The organism is Mycobacterium sp. NGS68, assembly GCF_059812195.1.
In genome coordinates, this window is record NZ_JCALCE010000005.1 from 122,346 (window position 1) to 141,978 (window position 19,633).

Annotated in this window: 19 protein-coding genes; 12 read left to right on the top strand and 7 right to left on the bottom strand. The window is 69.8% G+C overall.

Annotation, left to right across the window (positions count from 1 at the left end; translation table 11 throughout):
- The first annotated feature begins 11 nt into the window (after window positions 1–11).
- A complete protein-coding gene (locus tag AC5Y5V_RS08310; RefSeq protein WP_499932700.1) occupies window positions 12–1,109 on the top strand; it encodes a helix-turn-helix transcriptional regulator in 1,098 nt (365 codons plus the stop codon).
- Here the strand turns inward: AC5Y5V_RS08310 and AC5Y5V_RS08315 are convergent.
- Window positions 1,106–2,080, bottom strand: coding sequence for an alpha/beta hydrolase (locus AC5Y5V_RS08315; protein WP_499932703.1), 975 nt, complete (start codon window positions 2,078–2,080; stop codon window positions 1,106–1,108). The genes AC5Y5V_RS08310 and AC5Y5V_RS08315 overlap by 4 nt on opposite strands.
- Before the next feature lie 27 nt (window positions 2,081–2,107).
- Entirely contained in the window at window positions 2,108–3,067 is a 960-nt protein-coding gene (lipI, locus tag AC5Y5V_RS08320) for an esterase LipI (RefSeq protein ID WP_499932705.1), read from the bottom strand.
- On the opposite strand from lipI, the gene AC5Y5V_RS08325 reads away from it, so the two are divergent.
- Entirely contained in the window at window positions 3,066–3,848 is a 783-nt protein-coding gene (locus AC5Y5V_RS08325) for a lysoplasmalogenase (protein WP_499932707.1), read from the top strand. The two genes, lipI and AC5Y5V_RS08325, sit on opposite strands and share 2 nt — an antisense overlap.
- A gap of 74 nt (window positions 3,849–3,922) precedes the next feature.
- On the top strand, window positions 3,923–5,863 hold the full coding sequence (locus AC5Y5V_RS08330; protein WP_499932960.1) for a primosomal protein N': 1,941 nt from the start codon (window positions 3,923–3,925) through the stop codon (window positions 5,861–5,863).
- A 2-nt stretch (window positions 5,864–5,865) separates the two neighbouring features.
- On the opposite strand, the gene AC5Y5V_RS08335 is transcribed toward AC5Y5V_RS08330, so the two are convergent.
- The 3 genes from AC5Y5V_RS08335 to AC5Y5V_RS08345 form a co-directional block, all read right to left on the bottom strand.
- Window positions 5,866–7,443: a PE family protein gene (locus AC5Y5V_RS08335; protein WP_499932709.1), complete on the bottom strand. Its 1,578-nt coding sequence runs from the start codon at window positions 7,441–7,443 to the stop codon at window positions 5,866–5,868.
- Window positions 7,444–7,662: 219 nt separating this feature from the next.
- A complete protein-coding gene (locus AC5Y5V_RS08340) occupies window positions 7,663–8,448 on the bottom strand; it encodes a class I SAM-dependent methyltransferase (protein WP_499932711.1) in 786 nt (261 codons plus the stop codon).
- 113 nt (window positions 8,449–8,561) lie between these two features.
- On the bottom strand, window positions 8,562–9,386 hold the full coding sequence (locus tag AC5Y5V_RS08345) for a class I SAM-dependent methyltransferase (RefSeq protein ID WP_499932713.1): 825 nt from the start codon (window positions 9,384–9,386) through the stop codon (window positions 8,562–8,564).
- 183 nt (window positions 9,387–9,569) lie between these two features.
- Between AC5Y5V_RS08345 and AC5Y5V_RS08350 the strand changes: the two genes are divergently transcribed.
- The 5 genes from AC5Y5V_RS08350 to ribD are packed head-to-tail and all read left to right on the top strand — an operon-like array spanning window position 9,570 to window position 14,129.
- Entirely contained in the window at window positions 9,570–10,052 is a 483-nt protein-coding gene (locus AC5Y5V_RS08350) for a MarR family winged helix-turn-helix transcriptional regulator (protein ID WP_499932715.1), read from the top strand.
- Window positions 10,053–10,089: 37 nt separating this feature from the next.
- A complete protein-coding gene (fmt, locus tag AC5Y5V_RS08355) occupies window positions 10,090–11,019 on the top strand; it encodes a methionyl-tRNA formyltransferase (protein WP_499932717.1) in 930 nt (309 codons plus the stop codon).
- Window positions 11,016–12,413 carry an RsmB/NOP family class I SAM-dependent RNA methyltransferase gene (locus AC5Y5V_RS08360; RefSeq protein WP_499932719.1) on the top strand — a complete coding sequence of 466 codons (1,398 nt, stop codon included), beginning with the start codon at window positions 11,016–11,018 and terminating at the stop codon, window positions 12,411–12,413. The genes fmt and AC5Y5V_RS08360 overlap by 4 nt, the downstream gene beginning before the upstream one ends.
- Before the next feature lie 10 nt (window positions 12,414–12,423).
- Window positions 12,424–13,104, top strand: coding sequence for a ribulose-phosphate 3-epimerase (gene rpe / locus AC5Y5V_RS08365; RefSeq protein ID WP_499932721.1), 681 nt, complete (start codon window positions 12,424–12,426; stop codon window positions 13,102–13,104).
- Entirely contained in the window at window positions 13,101–14,129 is a 1,029-nt protein-coding gene (gene ribD, locus AC5Y5V_RS08370) for a bifunctional diaminohydroxyphosphoribosylaminopyrimidine deaminase/5-amino-6-(5-phosphoribosylamino)uracil reductase RibD (protein WP_499932723.1), read from the top strand. The genes rpe and ribD overlap by 4 nt, the downstream gene beginning before the upstream one ends.
- A gap of 147 nt (window positions 14,130–14,276) precedes the next feature.
- Here ribD and AC5Y5V_RS08375 read toward each other — a convergent pair whose 3' ends face one another.
- Window positions 14,277–15,887 (bottom strand): MFS transporter, encoded by a 1,611-nt coding sequence (locus AC5Y5V_RS08375; RefSeq protein WP_499932727.1) that lies wholly within the window; start codon window positions 15,885–15,887, stop codon window positions 14,277–14,279.
- A gap of 5 nt (window positions 15,888–15,892) precedes the next feature.
- Window positions 15,893–16,603 carry an LppX_LprAFG lipoprotein gene (locus AC5Y5V_RS08380; RefSeq protein ID WP_499932730.1) on the bottom strand — a complete coding sequence of 237 codons (711 nt, stop codon included), beginning with the start codon at window positions 16,601–16,603 and terminating at the stop codon, window positions 15,893–15,895.
- Between the two features lie 84 nt (window positions 16,604–16,687).
- On the opposite strand from AC5Y5V_RS08380, the gene AC5Y5V_RS08385 reads away from it, so the two are divergent.
- From AC5Y5V_RS08385 to AC5Y5V_RS08400, 4 genes are all read left to right on the top strand, one after another.
- Complete coding sequence (locus tag AC5Y5V_RS08385) at window positions 16,688–17,302, top strand: riboflavin synthase (RefSeq protein WP_499932732.1); 615 nt, start codon at window positions 16,688–16,690, stop codon at window positions 17,300–17,302.
- On the top strand, window positions 17,299–17,562 hold the full coding sequence (locus tag AC5Y5V_RS08390) for a hypothetical protein (RefSeq protein WP_499932734.1): 264 nt from the start codon (window positions 17,299–17,301) through the stop codon (window positions 17,560–17,562). Before AC5Y5V_RS08385 ends, AC5Y5V_RS08390 begins: the two co-directional genes overlap by 4 nt.
- A gap of 137 nt (window positions 17,563–17,699) precedes the next feature.
- Window positions 17,700–18,233 carry a hypothetical protein gene (locus AC5Y5V_RS08395; RefSeq protein ID WP_499932737.1) on the top strand — a complete coding sequence of 178 codons (534 nt, stop codon included), beginning with the start codon at window positions 17,700–17,702 and terminating at the stop codon, window positions 18,231–18,233.
- Window positions 18,234–18,329: 96 nt separating this feature from the next.
- The gene (locus AC5Y5V_RS08400; protein WP_499932741.1) at window positions 18,330–19,607 is read left to right on the top strand and encodes a bifunctional 3,4-dihydroxy-2-butanone-4-phosphate synthase/GTP cyclohydrolase II; all 1,278 of its coding nucleotides are present in this window, start codon (window positions 18,330–18,332) and stop codon (window positions 19,605–19,607) included.
- Window positions 19,608–19,633: the final 26 nt, after the last annotated feature.

The following is a 19,633-nucleotide window of genomic DNA, read 5'->3' on the forward strand; positions in this document are numbered from 1 at the left end:
CCACTGTAGGGATGACACCGTCGGCGGGTAATGAGAATATCGGACACGGAGTTGGCTTTTTAGGACAGGCGGAAGAGGTGAGCGAAGGTTCGCCGAACGAGGTGACCCACCCGGTCTACGCGACTCGGGTGCTGTGCGAGGTGGCGAACGAGCGCGGGGTGCCGACCGGCGACGTGTTGGCCGGCACCGCTATCGAACCGGCCGACCTCGACGACCCGAACGCCATGGTCAGTGCGCTCGACGAGATCACCGCCGTGCGTCGGCTGCTGGCCCGGCTTCCCGCTGAGGCGGGCGTCGGTATCGACGTGGGCAGCCGGTTCACGCTCACCCACTTCGGGCTGTTTGGGTTCGCCGTGATGTCCTGCGGCACCCTGCGGGAACTATTCGACATCACCACACGCTATTTCGCGCTGACGATGATGCACATCGACCTGACGATCTTCGAGACCGCAGACGCCTGCCTAGTGGAGCTGGGCGCCGGCCATCTGCCGGCTGATGTACGTGGGTTCTTCATCGAGCGTGATATCGCTGGAATCATCTCTACAACAGTAAGTTTCGCACTTTCAGTGACCGAGAAATACGCCGACCGGGTGTCAGCGGAAGTCGCGATCGACGAGGAGTTGCTGCGGCCGTTGCTGGAGCTGTTACCGGTCCACGATGTGGCGTTCGGCCGGGCGCACAACAGATTGCATTTCCCGCGCGCCATGTTCGACGAGCCGTTGCCCCAGGCCGACCGGCACACGCTGGAAATGTGCATGGCCCAGTGCGATGTGCTCATGCAGCACAGCGCGCGACGCCAGGGCATCACCGCGTTGGTGCGCACGAAGCTGTTCCGCGACTCCGGTTCTTTCCCAACGCTTCCCGACATCGCCGACGAACTGGACATCCATCCGCGTACGCTGCGTCGCCGCCTCGCCGAGGAGGGGACGTCGTTCCGGGCTCTGTTGAACGAGGCGCGATCCACGGTGGCTGTCGACCTGCTGCGCAACGTCGGCCTGACTGTCGAAGAGGTGTCCAAAAGGCTCGGCTACACGGAGGTTTCGACGTTTTCCCACGCCTTCAAACGTTGGCACGGCGTGGCGCCCAGCGCGTATCCGCGTCGGGGCTAACCCCGCAATGCCTTCTTCAACGCCGCGATGCCTCGATCGGTGGCCGCAGCGGCGGCGGGAATCACCAGAGCGAAGCTGATGTAGCCGTGCACCAGGTCCGGCTCGTTGCACAGCTCCGCGGACACCCCCGCCGCCCTCAACAGCTCGGCGTAGCGTGCGCCGTCGTCGCGCAGCGGGTCGTGTTCGGCGGTGCCGATGAACGCGGGCGGCAGCCCGGAGTGGTCGACGGCGTTCGCGGGGGACAGGGTGGCGGGCAGCGTCGCGTGCTCGGCGATGTCGACGCCGGGGATGTACCACTGCATGAACGCGTCGATCACATCGCGGTCCAGGATCGGCGCGTCGGCGTTCTCGGTGAACGACGGGAGCGACATGTCGGCGGTGGTGGACGGGTACCAGAGCAGCTGGAAGGCCAGCGGCGGGCCACTCCAGTCGGAGCTGTCGCGGGCAAGTTGCGCCATGACCGCTGAGATGTTGCCGCCCGCGGAGTCGCCGGCGACGGCGATGCGGTTGGGGTCGCCGCCCAGCTCGGCGGCGTGCTCGCCGACCCAGCGCAGGGCGGCCCAGCAGTCGTCGATGCCGGCCGGGAACGGGTGCTCGGGGGCCAGCCGGTAGTCGACCGACACCACGATGGCGTCCGCGCCCACCGAGTGCGCGCGGGCGACCGGGTCGTGGGTGTCCAGATCGCCGATGCACCAGCCGCCGCCGTGGTAAAAGACGACGACGGGCAGGGGCGCCTCGGTCGCCGAGGGTGGCCAGTAGATCCGGATCGGAATGTCGGACAGTTCGCCGTAGCCGATCGTGCGCTCCTCGATCCGCAGCTGGGGCAGCATCTCCGCGGGCGCCTGCAGTTGCTTGAGCTTTGCGCGTGCGACCTCGACGCCGTCGTCGACGTTGAACGTCATCGGAACCGCGTCGAGCAGCGCCTTGAAGGTCGGGTCGATAGCGGGTCGGGCAGTGGTCGAATCCGTCATGGGCTCCTACCGTAGCCAATCCTGCCTTTAGGCCTGCAGTGCAGCCCGTAGCGCAGCCAGCCCGCGGTCCATCCCGGCGGTGGCGGCGGGCACAACGCCGGCGTACCCGAGGTAGCCGTGCACCATCGTGTCGGCGTTGTGCACCTCGACGGGAACGCCCGCGGCGGACAGCAGCTCGCCGTACCGGATGCCGTCGTCGCGCAAGGGGTCGTGGCCCGCGACGCCGATGTACGCGGGCGGCAGGCCGGCGAGGTCCCGCGCCCGGCCCGGCGCCATCCCCACCGGCGGGTCCGACAGGTCGAGTTCGCCTGCGTACCAACGGGAGAACGCCGAGATCGCGGCGGTGTCAAGGATCGGTGCGGTGGCGTTCTCGGTGAACGACGGCAGCGAAACATCCCACAGCGTGGAGGGATACCACAGCAACTGGAAGCCCAGTGACGGGCCGTTGCGGTCGCGGGCCTGCTGTGCGATGACGGCGGCGATGTTGCCGCCCGCCGAATCGCCGGCGACCGCCAGACGTGTCGCGTCGGCGCCGAGCTCGGTGCCGTGTTCGGCGGCCCATACCGTTGCGGCCCAAGCGTCTTCGACGGCGGCGGGATAGGGGTGCTCGGGTGCCAGCCGGTACTCGACGGACACCACCACCGCGTCGGCGCCGACGGCATGCTGGCGGCACGTGCCGTCGTGCGTATCCAGATCGCCCATCACGAAGCCGCCGCCGTGAAAGAACACCACCACGGGCGGTTGCACGCCGGAATCATCTGGCGGCCAATAGATCCGGAGTTGCAGGGGACCAGCGGGACCGTCGATGGCGCGGTTCTCCACCCGCAGCTCGGGGTGCAGCGGCCGGCGCGGCAGATCGCGCAATCGTTGCCGGGCGGCATCGATTCCATCGTCAGTCGATAGCCGGAAAGGAACCGCATCCAGTACCTTCAGCAGGATGGGGTCGATAGCGGGTTTCTCGTCGGCAGTTTTGTCCAAACTGGGCATGGAGGTACCGTACGCACCTCGTCTGGTGGCCGGTGGCTGGGTGGCGGCGGGATGGGCCGGCATCGCCTACGGCGTGTTCCTGACCGTGGTCGCGCTGCGCTCGCCGCCGGGCGTCGACCTGACCGGGCACTGGATCCTGCAACCGCCGTTCAAGGCCTCGATGGCGGTGCTGCTCACGATCGCCGCGGCGGCGCACCCCAACGTGCGCGAGCGGCGCTGGCTGATGCCCGCTCTGCTGTTCTCGGCGGCCGGCGACTGGCTGTTGGCGATCCCGTGGTGGGCGCAGTCGTTCGTCTTCGGGTTGGGCGCATTCCTGTTGGCGCACTTGTGTTTCGTGGGCGCGATGCTGCCATTGGCGCGCGGGCCCGAGGGCTCGCGGCCGTCGCCCGGGCGCCTCGCGGCCGTTGGCGTGGTCGTCGTGGCGTTCGTCGCGATGCTGACGTGGTTCTGGCCCCACCTGGGCGCGGAAAAGCTGACCATTCCGGTGACCGTCTACATCACGGTCCTGTGCGTCATGGTCTGCACGGCACTGCTGGCGAAGCTGCCGACGATGTGGACCGCCGTGGGTGCGGTCTGCTTCGCGCTGTCCGACGGGATGATCGCCATCAGCAAGTTCATTCTCGGCAACGAGGTGCTGGCGGTGCCGATCTGGTGGTCCTACGCGGCGGCCGAGATCCTGATCACCGCCGGCTTCTTCTTCGGCCGTGAGGCGGTCGAAGAAGAAGCCGGCGACGAGATCGCTCCCGAAACCGACGAGGCCACGGCGGCCGCCGACGACTGATTGTCGGTGGTAGCCGGTAATACAGAACGGTGTTCACGCCCGTCGAGGTCGAGCCCATCGCGCGGGTGCTGCCGATGCTGTCGGTGCCGCACCTGGATCGCGAGTTCGACTATCTGGTGGCCGCCGAGCAGTCCGACGACGCCCAGCCCGGCGTGCGGGTGCGGGTGCGGTTTCACGGCCGGCTGGTCGACGCGTTCGTGCTGGAGCGGCGCAACGACACCGACCACGCCGGCAAGCTGGGCTGGCTGGACCGCGTCGTCTCGCCCGAACCGGTGCTCACCCCGGAAATCCGGCGCCTGGTCGACGCGGTCGCCGCCCGCTACGCGGGGACCCGCCCCGACGTGCTGCGCCTGGCGATACCTGCCCGGCACGCGCGGGTGGAGCGCGAACCCATGGCGATTCCCGCCCATCCGCAGATCGCGCCGGTCGACCCGTCGGCGTGGGAGGTTTACGGCCGCGGCGGGCAGTTCCTGACCGCCCTGTCCGAGTCGCGCGCGGCCCGCGCGGTCTGGCAAGCGTTGCCAGGGGAATCGTGGACGGACCGCTTCGCCGAGGCCGCCGTCCAAACGGTGCGGGCTGGCCGCTCGGTGCTGGCGGTCGTGCCCGACCAGCGCGACCTGGACGCACTGTTGCTCGCCACCACGGGCCGCATCGAGGAGCGCAGCGTGGTGGCGTTGTCGGCGGGTCTGGGTCCCGCGGCGCGGTACCGGCGCTGGCTGGCCGCGTTGCGGGGCGCCGCGAGGCTGGTGATCGGCACCCGCAGCGCCGTGTTCGCGCCGCTGAGCGACCTGGGACTGGTCATGGTGTGGGCCGACGCTGACGACACGCTGGCCGAGCCGCGGACGCCCTACCCGCACGCCCGGGAGGTGGCGATGCTGCGGGCACACCAGGCCCGTTGCGCGGCGCTGATCGGCGGCTACGCCCGCACCGCCGAAGCCCACGCGCTGGTGCGCAGCGGTTGGGCGCACGACATCGTCGCTCCGCGGACGGTGGTGCGGGCCCGCACGCCGCGGGTCGTCGCCCTGGACGACAGCGGCTACGCCGACGAGCGCGACCCCGCGGCCCGTACCGCGCGGCTGCCGTCCATCGCGCTGCGCTCCGCGCGCTCGGCGCTGCAGGATGGGGCGCCCGTGTTGGTCCAGGTGCCGCGGCGCGGGTATGTGCCGTCGCTGGCCTGCGGGAGGTGCCGCGCGATCGCGCGGTGCCGGCACTGCACCGGCCCGCTGTCGCTGCTGGACCGGGAGGGCGCGGTGTGCCGCTGGTGCGGCCGCATGGACCCGACGCTGAAGTGCGCGCGCTGCGGGTCGGAGTCGGTGCGTGCCGTCGTCGTGGGGGCCCGGCGGACGGCCGAGGAGCTCGGCCGGGCATTCCCGGGCACGCCCATCGTCACCTCTGCGGGGGAGGCCGTCGTGGCGGAGGTCGCCGAGGGGCCGGCGGTCGTCGTCGCAACCCCGGGCGCCGAACCCCGGGCCGCGGGCGGCTACGGGGCGGCGCTGCTGCTGGACACCTGGGCGCTGCTGGGCCGGCAGGATCTGCGGGCTGCCGAGGACGCCTTGTGGCGGTGGATGACGGCGGCCGCGCTGGTACGAGCCCGCGGCGACGGGGGCGTGGTGACCGTCGTGGCCGACGCCGCCATCCCGACGGTGCAGTCGCTGATCCGGTGGGACCCGGTGGGCCACGCGGAGGCGGAACTGGCTGCGCGAACCGAGGTGGGCCTGCCGCCGAGTGTGCACATGGCCGCCCTCGACGGCTCGAGCGAGGCGGTGGCGGCCCTACTGGAGCAGGCGCGGTTGCCCGACGACGCCGATCTGCTCGGCCCGGTAGATCTGCCGCCCGGGTCACGCCGGCCGGCGGGCACCCCCGCGGGCGTCGCGGTGACGCGAATGCTGGTGCGGGTCCCGCGCGAGCACGGACTGCAGCTGGCGGCGGCGCTGCGCCGCGCCGTCGGCGTCCTTAGCGCGCGGCAAACCCACGACCCAGTCCGGGTGCAGATGGACCCGCTGCAGATCGGCTAGCGCTAGTGGGTGCCCGGTTGCCCGTCTTGACCGGACACCGTCCCGCCCGTGCCGCCGCTACCGGGCGTTCCGGCGGAGTTGCCGCCGTTGCCGCCGTTGCCGACGTACTGGGCGTTGCCGCCGTTGCCGCCCGTGCTGTTGCCGCCGGCCTTTGTCGAGCCGCCGGCACCGCCGTTACCGACGAAACCGCCGTTACCGCCCTTGCCGCCGTGCGAGCCGCCGCCGCCGAAGTTGATCTGGGACCCACCGGCGCCGCCGTCGCCCCACAGCGTCCCGCCGTTCCCGCCGCCACCGCCCGTTCCCTGGGTTCCGGCGGCGTTGCCTCCTGCGCCGCCGGTGCCGAACCAACCGGCGTTGCCGCCGGAGCCGCCGACGGGTTGGCTGGCGAGGACGCTGCTGGGGCCGGCGTTTCCACCCGCGTCGCCCGCACCCCACAGGAAGCCGCCGGCGCCACCTGCGCCGCCGTGCGGCGCGCTGTTGGCAAAGGCATCGCCGCCGACGCCGCCGGTACCGAACAAGCCTGCGTTGCCGCCTTTTCCGCCCGTCGCGCCGGCGTTTCCCGTGCCGGTGTCCCCACCGTCGCCGGCCAGGCCGGTCAGCAGCCCGGCGTTGCCGCCGCTGCCGCCACCGCCGGCCGTCGTGTCGGCGTTGCCGCCAAGACCGCCGGCCCCACCATTGCCGGACAGCAGGCCGCCATGACCGCCGGTGCCGCCCGTGCCACCGTTACCGCCGCTGCTTGCCACGGTGTGGCTGAGGCCGCCGGCCCCGCCCGCCCCGCCGGCCCCTGCCAGTCCGGCGTGGCCGCCCGCCCCGCCATTACCGGCTTGAACGGTGGCGCTCATGGTGTTGCCGCCGGTGGCGTCGCCGCCCATGCCGCCGGCCCCCGCGGAGCCGAACAACCCCGCGTTGCCGCCGGATCCGCCATTGCCGGCATTGAGGCCGGGGGCTTCGGTGGCGCCGCCGGCCCCGCCGGCTCCTGCGGTCCCGAACAGCCACCCACCGCGGCCGCCGTTGCCTCCGCCGGTGCCGGCCGCGGTGGTCCCGCCGTCGGCGCCCGCCCCGCCGGCCCCGCCGTTGCCGATCACACCGGCGGATCCACCGTTACCGGAGACGTCTCCGGGGTTGGCGGCCGACCACCCCTTGCCGCCGTTGCCGGCCAGGAAGCCGCCGTCGTAGCCGTTCGGGTGCGCCGCCGTCCCATCGAGGCCGTTGCCGATCAGCCCGCGCCCGAACACCGCCTCCGTGGGCGCGTTGATCACGCCAAGCAGGTCCTGGCCGATGGACTGCAGCGGCGCGGCGCCGGAGGCCTCGGCACCGGCGTACTGTGCCGCGCCGTCCAGCAAAGCTGCCACGAACTGCTTGTGAAAGTTCGCGGCCTGCGCGCTCACTGCCTGATAGGTCTGACCGTGCGTGGCGAACAGCGCCGCGACGGCAGCCGAGACTTCGTCGGCCCCGGCGGCGGCGAAACGGGTCGTGTGGGCCGCCGCGGCCGCGCTCGCGTCGCTGATCGTCGAACCAATGCCGGACAGATCGCCGGCCGCCGCCTGGAATGCCTCGGGCGCCGCAACTAGAAACGACATCGCTATCGTCCTCCCGGCCCCCGAATACCGGACGGGCGTGCAACCCACGCACCGAGAGTGGATGTTAGCGCGAGCGGGCAGGGCGAGTTCACATTTAGCTCAGATCCGCCATATGTGCTGCGCCTATCCCGCACGGTCCAGACTGCGGTGGGGGCGTGGGTCAGGGGCACTGTGACCCTGGGCGCAGGCTCGGCGCCGTCAGCGCCGGCTCATTACCCGTCAGGCCTTGCGGCCGACCATGATCAGGTACTCCCACTCCATCACGTCGTCGTCGAGGTACTCGTCGCAGAGTGCGAGGAGCTCGTCGTCCAAAGCGGCGACCTTCCCGGTGTCGTCGGCGATGTTGCGGTAGGCGTTGATCATCGGGCCGTAGTGGTTCTTGAAGTAGTCCAGGCACGCCTCGGGGGAACCGAACTGGTGGACCTTCAAAGTGCTTCGGCGCGTGCGCATTTGGTTGATGTGGTCGCGAAACAGGTAGCCCAGGTAGTCCTCGTTGCCCCACCACACCTCGTAGGGCGCGCCGGTCGGCAGGTCGGGCCGGTGCGGCCTGATCGCGGAGAGCATCCGGCCGTAGAAGCCGTCGGGCGTCCAGCTGATCACGCCGAGCGTTCCGCGCCGCCGGCAGACCCGGGCCAGCTCGTCGGCGGTGCGCTGGTGCCGCGGGGCGAACATCGCCCCGATGGCGGAGAGCACCGTGTCGAACTCGTTGGTGCCGAACGGTAGCGCCTCGGCGCTGGCCTCCCGCCAGCCCAGTTCGAGGCCTTCGGCGGCCGCCCGCGCCTGGGCGCGGCGCAGCAACTCCGGGGTGAGGTCGCTGGCCACCACATGCGCACCCACCAACGCCGCGTGCAGCGAGACGTTGCCGGAGCCGGCGGCCACATCCAGCACGCGGTAGCCCGGGCGGACCCCGCTGGCGGACACCAGGACCGGGCCCAGCGGGGCCAGGACCTCGTCGGTGATGGTCGTGAAGTCGCTCGACTCACGGATGCGCATGTCGATGGTCATCGGATCTCCTGAGGGGAAAGGCGGGCCACCGGATAGCAACCGCTAGCGATAGTATACGTATGAAACTATCGCTCTAGCGGCGCTATTCTTGTGAGCAGCGTCTCCTTATCGGCTCAGCGCTTCGTGGCGGTCACCAGCAGGTACTCCCAGTCCATGGCGCCGTCGACCAGGTACTCCTGCGCGAGCTCGATGAGCTGCGCGTCGAGCGCCGCCGCCAGCACCGAGTTCTCGCCGATGTTCGCGAAGGCTTCGATCGTGGGGCCGTAGTGGTTCTTGAAGTAGTGGTGGACGGCCTCGGCGGTCTCGAAGCGATTGACGGGCAGCATCGCCCGGCGCGTGGTGACGTCGGTGACGCGATCGCCGAGCAGCCCCAGGGCGTAGTCCTCGCGGCCCCACAGCGCCGCCGGCGGCATGGCCGCGGTCAGGCCGGGCCGATACGGCCTGATGACCGCCAGCAGCCGGCCGAAGAATCCCGTCGGCGTCCAGCTGATCACGCCGATCGTCCCGCCGGGCCGGCAGACCCGGACCAGCTCGTCGGCCGCGCACTGCTGGTCCGGCGCGAACATCACGCCGATCGCCGAGATGACGGTGTCGAACTCGCCTTCCTCGAACGGCAGGGCGTGCGCGTTGGCCTGTTGCCAGTGCAGCCGCAGGCCCAGTTCGCCGGCCCGGATTCGGGACCGATGCAACAGCTCCGGGGTGAGGTCAGTGGAGACGACGGTGGCGCCCGCCTGGGCGGCGGGCAGTGAGATGTTGCCGGAGCCGGCGGCGACGTCGAGCACCCGACGGCCGGGCCCAATGCCGGTCGCGGCGACCAGGATCGGGCCGAGGGGGGCCATCACTTCCTCGGCCATCAGGGCGTAGTCGCCCGAGGCCCACACCGCACGATGCGTGGCGGCAAGCTTCTGGTCTTCGCGGACAGGCGTGGTGATCGTCATCTGAACTCCTGGGATGGTAATGAGAGAACCGAGTGGCCTCGACGCCGTCGTCGCTACCGAGATGATGTGTAACAGCAATAGTATACCGATACTACATTTGGGGTCTGCTAGACTCACCTAGCCATATTTTTTAGGTTATGGTGCGGTGACGGAAATCACGGCTCGGGAAAAGGGGACCCCACGATGCCGGCGGAAAACGCCCTATCGGTCGAAGATTCACTGGACGCGATCACGGATTCACTGCTGACCGCGTCCCGTCTGCTGGTGGGCATCTCCGCCCACTCCATCGCAATGGTGGACGAGACCATCACGATTCCACAGTTCAGGACGCTGGTGATCCTGTCCAACCAGGGCCCGATCAACCTGGCCACGCTGGCCGGCCTGCTCGGCGTCAAGCCGTCGGCCACCGGCCGGATGGTGGATCGGCTGGTCAGCGCCGGCCTGATCGACCGGATGCCGCACCCGACATCGCGTCGTGAGCTGCTCGCGGCCCTCACCCCGCACGGGCGCAAGATAGTGCGGCAGGTGACGGCCAACCGGCGCAGCGAGATTGCGCGCATCGTGGAGCAGATGCCGGCCGACGATCGTCGTGGATTGGTGCGTGCACTCACGGCTTTTACGACCGCCGGCGGTGAGCCGCCGGCGTACCTCGACGACGAAATCTAGACGCAGCCCCCCGAGTCCCGTTTCCTAGACTGTCCGGGTGCGTCTCGTCTTCGCCGGCACTCCGGACACCGCTCTGCCCGCGCTGCGTCGGCTCATCGACTCACCGCGACACGATGTGGCCGCCGTGCTGACCCGGCCCGATGCCGCGTCCGGACGGCGGGGTAGGCCGGAGCCCTCGGCGGTGGGCAGGGAGGCGCTGGACCGTGGCATCCCCTTGCTGCGGCCGGCGCGGCCCAACTCGGCCGAGTTCGTCGGCGAGCTCTCCGAGCTGGCACCCGAGTGCTGCGCGGTGGTGGCCTACGGTGCGCTGCTCGGCGACGCGCTGCTGGCGGTGCCCCCACGGGGCTGGGTCAACCTGCACTTTTCGCTGCTGCCGGCCTGGCGCGGCGCCGCGCCGGTGCAGGCCGCGATCGCCGCGGGGGACACGATTACCGGAGCGACGACGTTTCAGATCGAGCGCAGCCTGGACTCAGGACCCGTCTACGGCGTGGTCACCGAGACGATCCAGCCCACCGACACCGCGGGCGAACTGCTTGAGCGGCTGGCGATATCGGGCGCTGGGCTGCTGTCGACAACACTGGACGGCATCGCCGACGACGCGCTGGTGCCGCGTCCGCAACCCGCCGACGGGGTCAGCATGGCGCCGAAAATCACCGTGGAGCAGGCCCGGGTGCGGTGGGATCTGCCTGCGCCGGTCGTCGAGCGCCGGATTCGCGCCGTGACCCCCAACCCCGGCGCCTGGACGCTGATCGGTGACCTGCGCGTCAAACTCGGTCCCGTGGATCTGGGGGCGGCGCCAGAACCCCTGCCGCCCGGGGGTATTCGCGTCGAACGCAAGGGCGTCTGGGTCGGCACCGGCTCGGATCCGGTGCGCCTGGGCCAGATCCAGCCGCCCGGAAAGAAAGTCATGAACGCCGTCGACTGGGTCCGCGGCGCCCGCCTTGGCCCCACCGTCCGGGCGTCATGACCCCTCGCCCCCGCCAGTCTCGGCCCGCGAAGCCGCGCCGCCGGCCGCTGGACCCCGCCCGTCGCGCGGCGTTCGACGTGCTGCGGGCGGTCAACGAACGCAGCGCATATGCGAATCTCGCCCTGCCCGCGCTGCTCCGACAACGCGGCATCAGCGGACGCGACGCCGCGTTCGCCACCGAGTTGACCTACGGCACCTGCCGCACCCAGGGCCTGCTGGACGCGGTCATCGGTGCGGCCGCCGGTCGCCCCCCGCAGGCAATCAACCCGGTGCTACTCGACCTGCTCCGGCTGGGCACCTACCAGCTGCTGCGCACCCGCGTGGAAGCGCACGCCGCGGTGTCCACCACCGTGGAGCAGGCCGGGATCGAATTCGACACGGCGCGAGCGGGTTTCGTCAACGGTGTGTTGCGCACCATCGCCGCGCGGGACGAACGGTCCTGGGTCGACGAGCTGGCTCCCGACCGCTCGCGCGACCCGGTCGGCCACGCCGCCTTCGTGCACGCCCACCCGCGCTGGATCGCCCAGGCCTTCGCCGACGCACTGGGCGCCGCGGCCGGCGAGTTGGAGGCGGTGCTGGCCGCCGACGACGAGCGGCCCCAGGTGCACCTGGCGGCCCGACCCGGGGTGCTGAGTGCCGCCGAGCTCGCGAGCGAGGTGCACGGCAGCGTCGGACGCTATTCGCCGTTCGCGGTCTACCTGCCGGGTGGCGACCCCGGACAGCTGGAACCGGTGCGCGACGGTAAGGCGCTGGTCCAGGACGAGGGCAGCCAGTTGGTGGCCCGCGCCCTGACGCTGGCGCCGCTCGACGGCGAGGACGGCGGGCGGTGGCTGGACCTGTGCGCGGGGCCGGGCGGCAAGACCGCATTGCTCGCCGCTCTCGGCGTCGACGCGGGCGCCCGGGTCACCGCCGTCGAACCGGCACCGCGGCGCGCGGACCTGGTGGTCGAGAACACCCGCGGGCTGCCGGTCGACGTGGTGCGGGTGGACGGCCGCGAGAGTGGCCTCGAACCCGGATTCGACCGCGTGCTCGTCGACGTGCCCTGCACCGGGCTGGGCGCGCTGCGCCGTCGGCCCGAGGCCCGCTGGCGTCGGCAGCCCGCCGACGTGCCCGCGCTGGCCAAGCTGCAGCGTGAGCTGCTGGCCGCCGCGATCGCGCTGACGCGGCCCGGCGGCGTGGTGCTGTATGCGACCTGCTCGCCGCACCTGGCCGAAACCGCGGGCGTGGTCGCCGACGCGCTGCGCCGTCATCCGGTGTGCGCCTTGGACACCCGGCCGCTGTTCGAGCCGATCGACGACGGGCATGGGCAGGGCCCCCTGGAGAGCTCCGTGCAGCTCTGGCCGCACCGACACGGCACCGACGCCATGTACGCGGCCGCCCTGCGCCGCCAGTAATGTTGCGGGCATGCCCGGACCGCTGATAGCGCCGTCGATCCTGGCCGCCGATTTCGCCCGGCTTGCCGACGAGGCCGCCGCCGTGACCGGCGCCGACTGGTTGCACGTCGACGTGATGGACGGCCATTTCGTGCCCAACCTGACGATCGGGCTGCCGGTCGTGGAGAGCCTGTTGGCCGCCACCAGCATTCCGATGGACTGCCACCTGATGATCGACAACCCGGATCGGTGGGCGCCGCCGTACGCCGAGGCGGGCGCCTACAACGTGACCTTTCACGCCGAGGCGACCGACAATCCGGTCGGCGTGGCCCGCGATATCCGGGCCGCCGGCGCCAAAGCCGGCATCAGCGTGAAGCCAGGGACCCCGCTCGAGCCCTACCTGGAGATCCTTCCGCACTTCGACACGCTGCTGATCATGTCGGTGGAGCCCGGCTTCGGCGGCCAGAGCTTCATCCCCGAGGTGCTGGGCAAGGTGCGCACCGTGCGCAAGATGGTCGACGCGGGGGAGCTGACGATCCTGATCGAGATCGACGGCGGCATCAACGACGAGACCATCGAGCAGGCGGCCGAAGCCGGCGTCGACTGCTTTGTCGCCGGGTCGGCGGTCTACGGCGCGGCCGACCCGGAGGCCGCGGTCGAGGCGCTGCGGCGCCAGGCCGGCGCCGTCTCGCCGCACCTGGGTCGCCGATGAGCAGCGTCGAGCAGGTCAAGAGCATCGACGAGGCGATGCGCCTCGCCATCGAGCACTCCTACCAGGTCAAGGGCACGACGTACCCGAACCCGCCGGTCGGGGCGGTGATCGTGGACCAGGAAGGCCGCGTGGTCGGCGTCGGCGCCACCCAGCCGGCCGGCGGCGAACACGCCGAGGTCATCGCGCTGCGGCGGGCCGGGGGTCTGGCCGCCGGCGGCATCGCGGTGGTCACACTCGAGCCCTGCAACCACTACGGCAAGACCCCGCCGTGCGTGAACGCCCTGATCGAGGCCCGCGTCAGCGCGGTGATCTACGCCGTGCCCGACCCGAACGGGATCGCGGGCGGCGGTGCGGGACGATTGTCGGCCGCCGGCGTGCAGGCCCGTTCCGGGGTGCTGGCCGATCAGGTGGCGGCCGGCCCGCTGCGCGAGTGGCTGCACAAGCAGCGGACCGGGTTGCCCCACATCACCTGGAAGTACGCCACCAGCATCGACGGCCGCAGCGCCGCCGCCGACGGATCCAGCCAGTGGATTTCCAGCGAGGCCGCGCGCGCGGACCTGCATCGGCGGCGCGCCACCGCCGACGCGATCGTGGTCGGCACCGGCACCGTGCTGGCCGACGATCCGGCCTTGACCGCCCGGCTGCCCGACGGCTCGCTGGCCGAGCGGCAGCCCCTGCGCGTGGTGGTCGGTATGCGCGAAATACCGCCGGAGGCAAAGGTTCTCAACGACGACTCCCGAACCATGGTGATCCGCACGCATGATCCGCTCGAGGTGCTCAGGGCGCTGTCCGACCGCACCGACGTGCTGCTCGAAGGCGGTCCCACCCTCGCCGGCGCTTTCCTGCGGGCCGGAGCGATCAACCGCATCCTGGCCTACGTCGCGCCGATCCTGCTCGGCGGTCCCGTCACCGCTGTCGACGACGTCGGGGTGCCCAGCATCGCGCGGGCGTTGCGCTGGCAGTTCGACGGCGTCGACCGGGCCGGCCCGGACCTGGTCCTCAGCCTGGTGGCGCGGGGCGGCTAGCGCCCCGACGGCCGTCGTCGACTCTGGCGCTTCTTTTGCTGCGCGCGGTGCGTTGGGCGCCACGATCGCGACACTTAACCTATTGCGACGACACGCCGACGACGCTCGCAGAGGATTAAGTTTCGATGGTCGTAACGCGCCGCGCGCTCATGCCGTCGGTGGCTGCACCGAATCGTCGACCAACGGGGGTGCTGGCGTCGACACCGCGGCGGCCGAGTGCGCCGAAGGCTCCGCGACCGCGACTTCCAACTCGTCCGCGTGCTCGTTGCGGCCCGCGATCAGAAGTCCCAGCAGCGCCCCGACGATACAGATCAGCGCGGTGGCGGTGAAGATGTTGCCGTACATCTCGGCAAAGGAATCAATCTTGAGGTGGCCCTGGACCATCAGTTTCCCCAGGCCCTTGCTGGCGTCGGGCGGCAGATGGGCCAGCTTGTCGGTGTAAATCTGTTCGACGCGGTAAAAGCCCCAAGCGCTGAGCGCTGCGACACCGATCAACATGCCGGTCATCCGTGCCACCACCACCGCCGCCGAGGCGATGCCGTGTTCTCGTGCCGGAACAACCCGCAGCGTGGCCGAGGACAGCGGCCCGATCACCAAGCCCAGCCCCAGACCGGCGACCAGCAGATCGGAATGCACCCACGGCACGCTGAACAAACCGAAGATGCTGTGCTGGCGGTCCAACAGGTCGGTCCGCCAGTAGTGAATAAGCCAGTAGCCAAAGGCGGCGATCAGCAACCCGACAAAGGTCACGGTGCGGTCGCCGACCCGGGTCGCGATCCACCCGCCCGCCAGCGCCCCGATCGGCAGCGCGATCAGGAACCACAGCAGCATGCCCGCCGCGTCGGTCTGGCTCTTGAACAGCACGCCCTGCGCGAATAGTTCCACGTCGACCAGCGTCACCATCAGCGCCGCACCCGCGCAGACGGACGCACCCAAAGCGGCCAGGAACGGTAGGAAGCGCACGCCGACGGGATCGATCAGCTTCGTGCGTGCGAATCCCTCCCACACGAAGAACAGCACCGCGGTGACCACCGCCCCGATCACCAGCGGTATCCCGTTGGGCGGCAGCACTTCTTTGCCGTCCGGATTGGGGTTATACAACCCGAAGACGGCGAAACCCAACGTCAGGGCCAGCAGCAGACCCCCGACGAGATCAATCTTCTCGGGCTTGTCGCTGCGGTCGTGTGACGGCAGGCTGAGCTGGATCAACGCCATGCAGATCAGCGTCAGCGGCACGTTGATCCAGAACACGTAGCGCCAGTCGTGAAACAGCCAGACGATGAAGATCCCGTACAACGGGCCCAGCACGCTGCCCAGTTCCTGGGCGGCGCCAATACCGCCCAGCACTCCGGCTCGATTGCGCTGTGCCCACAGGTCGGCGCCGAGCGCCAACGTGACCGGCAACAACGCGCCGCTGGCCACACCCTGGACCGCGCGGCCGACCACCAGCATGTTGAAGTTGCCAAAGTCACCGGCCAGGGCGGTCACCACCGAGCCGACCAGGAACATGGCCAGGCTGACCTGCAGCAGCAGTTTGCGACCGAACCGGTCAGACGCGCGGCCCAGCAGTGGCATCGCGGCGATGTAGCCCAACAGGTACCACGTGATGATCGGGGTGATCCGCTGCAGCTTGTTAACCGGAATCCCGACGTCGGTGATGATGTCGCGCATGATCGTCACGACGACGTAGGTGTCCAGGGCGCCCAGCAGTACCGCTAGGCTGCCCGCGCTGATCGCGACTCGGCGTCCGGCCCGCATGGTGATCAGGACGTCCCGGGCTTGGTGACCTGCACCGGCTTGTTCCAGTCCGACAACGTCATCTGGACGGAATTGCCTGAGCCCTTGTCGATCTTGACCTGCGCCAGCTGGTGTTCGCCGGTCTCCTGAATCCAGACCGTGGTGTCCAGCGGATCGGTCGCCTTCAGCGGTGACGCGAGCTTGTTGATGGCGTCCGCGCTGGCCTTGCCGGTGATGCGGATGGTCGCCTGCCCGTTGATCGTGTCGCGGCCCACCGCCTTGGTGTCGGTCAGGTTGGCCAGCAGGTTGGCCAGGCCGGTGTCGGGGTTCAGGATCGACGACGGGTCGTAATGCACGAGGTCTTCGGCCTTACCCATGTCGTCCCACTTGCTCGCGTTGAGGGCGTTGCTGTAGAGCTCGCCGTCCAGGATCACGAAGTCGGCGTCGATCTCGTTGCCGCCGAACAGGATCTTGGCGTTGCCCTTCCCGGCGGTGGTCGGGACGGTGGTCAGGTCGCCGGTCAGCGTCTTGAGGGGGAGCCCGGCAATCTTGCCGGCCACCGACAGGTCGAGGTGCGAGCTCTTGACCGTCTTGGTGACCGCGGCGGACTGCGAGACCAACGTCTTCGCGTCGGGGAGCGGTGCACCGCTGTCCTTGGAGCCACAGCCGACCATCAGGGCGGCGGCTGCGCTCAGGGCGGCCAGAACGGCGAAGAGACGGCGACGTCGGGTCTGCATAGTCTGCATCGTAGAGGGTGCCGCTGTCGCAACCTGTGAACCAGTGGGGTGCGGTCGCGTCGCAATAGTCATTAACCTGGTGCGATGTTCACCGGAATTGTCGAGGAACTCGGAGAGGTGACGGGCCGCGAAGCGCTCGCAGACGCCGCGCGGTTGGTCGTTCGCGGTCCCGTCGTCACCGCCGACGCCGGCCACGGGGATTCGATCGCCGTCAACGGTGTCTGCCTGACCGTCGTCGAAGTGCTGCCGGACGGGAGTTTCACCGCCGACGTGATGGCCGAGACCCTGAGCCGGTCCAACCTGGGCGAGCTGCAAGCCGGTAGCCGGGTCAACCTGGAGCGCGCCGCGGCCGTCAACAGCCGACTCGGCGGGCACATCGTGCAGGGGCATGTCGACGGTACCGGGGTCGTGGTGGCCCGCACGCCGTCCGAGCACTGGGAAGTGGTGCGGGTCGAGATGCCCGCCGCGGTGGCCCGCTACGTCGTCGAGAAGGGCTCGATCACCGTCGACGGGATTTCGCTCACCGTGTCCGGATTGGGCGCCGAGCCCACGGACTGGTTCGAGGTGTCGCTGATCCCGACCACCCGCGAACTGACCACCCTGGGCAGCGCACCCGTGGGCACCACCGTGAACCTCGAGGTCGACGTCATCGCCAAATATGTGGAACGGCTGCTGCAAGCGAGCAACGGCATTCGATGAGCGGGCGCGGAATCGTGCGAAGAGCCGCGGTTTTCTGTGCGGCCGCCGGATTCGGGATGATTTTCGTCGGCACGAGGGCGCTGCTGACGCCGGCGATCGGCCGGCACACCAACGGAGCCGCCTACCTCACCGCCGGCTTAGTGGTCGCGGTCATCAGCCTCGTCGGTTTCTGGTACCTGGCCCGGACGGGGCGGCGTCCACCTGGTCCCGACGGCGGGGACCGGGGCTACTGGGACGGCGGCACTCGCGAAAATCGTTGAGGATTTGCTGGACGGAAGCAGCGGAAACACTGCGAAAATGACGGAAGCTACCTAGTCCCGACGGCGGCGACCCGCTTCGCCCGGCCACGCCGCGCTCACGATCGCCGTTTAGTCACCGACCTGATCAGGAGAACGCCGTGGGCATCCTTCGTTACTCACCGCACCGGTTGCTGTCGCTGGACGCCTCGACGTTCCTGATGTCCACGACGCCGCCGCCGCTTACCGACGTCTACCTGCTGAAGCGTCGCCCCATGCTGAGCGTGCTGTGGGGTTTGCCCTACTCCGGCCTGCTGCGTCGGGGATCGCCGCCGATCGCGCGGTTGGAACTCACCGAACAGACCGTGCGCTGCACCGTCGTCGACACCAGCGGCTACGCCGGATGGCTGGAGAAGCGGCTGCGGGTGCCCGACCTCAAGAAACGCCTGAAAAGCGGCGAGCAGGTGACGGTGTTCGAATTCCCGCGCGACGGCTACGAGATCACCTGGCCCGACACCAGCCTCGGCGCGGTGTGCGAACTCCGCCGGGGCGCGGCCGACGGCTGGGTGGTGTCCTTCATGCTGCCCGCGGACTACGAGGACTTCGACGCGATCCGCTACTTTCATGCGTTCCGGGCCTTCCAGACGCGTGGGGTCCGCCAACAGTGGCGCAACGCGCTGGAACCTTCCCGCTGAATAAGCCACTGCAATAACGCGGGCGCCGCGGTGGTTCATACTGAAGGCGACACTTGGGCACCTCCCGTGAGCCCTTCCGACAGCAAGGTAGCGACGATGACGAGGCTGGACTCCGTCGAACGGGCGGTTGCCGACATTGCGGCCGGCAAAGCCGTCGTCGTCATCGATGACGAGGATCGCGAGAACGAGGGCGATCTGATCTTCGCCGCGGAAAAGGCCACCCCGGAGATGGTGGCCTTCATGGTCCGCTACACCTCGGGATACCTGTGCGTGCCGCTGGACGGTGCCATCTGCGACCGGCTGGGCCTGTTGCCGATGTACGCGGTGAACCAGGACAAGCACGGCACGGCCTACACCGTTACCGTCGACGCCAGACTTGGTGTGGGCACCGGCATTTCGGCTTCCGACCGGGCCACCACGATGCGGCTGCTGGCCAATCCGACCAGCATCGCCGAGGATTTCACCCGGCCCGGTCACGTGGTTCCGCTGCGCGCAAAGGACGGCGGCGTGCTGCGTCGCCCCGGCCACACGGAGGCCGCGGTCGACTTGGCGCGGATGGCCGGTCTGCAACCCGCGGGCGCGATCTGCGAGATCGTCAGCCAAAAGGACGAGGGCTCGATGGCCCAGACCGACGAGTTGCGGGTGTTCGCCGACGAGCATGACCTGGCGCTGATCACCATCGCCGACATCATCGAATGGCGCCGCAAGCACGAGAAGCACATCGAGCGCATCGCCGAGGCTCGCATCCCGACGCGGCACGGGCAGTTTCGCGCCATCGGTTACAGCAGCATCTACGAGGACGTCGAACACGTCGCTTTGGTCCGCGGCGACATCTCCGGGCCCACCGACGACGGCGACGATGTGCTGGTCCGGGTGCACTCCGAATGTTTGACGGGCGACGTGTTCGGTTCGCGCCGCTGTGACTGCGGGCCGCAGCTGGATGCGGCGATGGCGATGGTGGCACGCGAGGGACGCGGCGTGGTGCTTTACATGCGCGGCCACGAGGGCCGCGGCATCGGCCTGATGCACAAACTGCAGGCCTATCAGCTGCAGGACGCCGGCGAAGACACCGTGGAGGCCAACCTCAAGCTCGGGTTACCGGCCGACGCAAGAGATTACGGGATCGGCGCGCAGATCCTGGTCGACCTCGGCGTGCGCTCTATGCGGCTACTGACCAACAATCCCGCCAAGCGGGTCGGACTGGACGGATACGGGTTGCACATCATCGAGCGGGTGCCGCTGCCGGTCCGCGCCAACGCGGAGAACATCCGCTACCTGATGACCAAGCGCGACAAGATGGGCCACGATCTGGACGGGCTGGACGACTTCCACGAATCCGTGCATCTGCCCGGTGAATTCGGCGGTGCTCTGTGAGCGCCGGCGACTATGCAGAGCGAAGC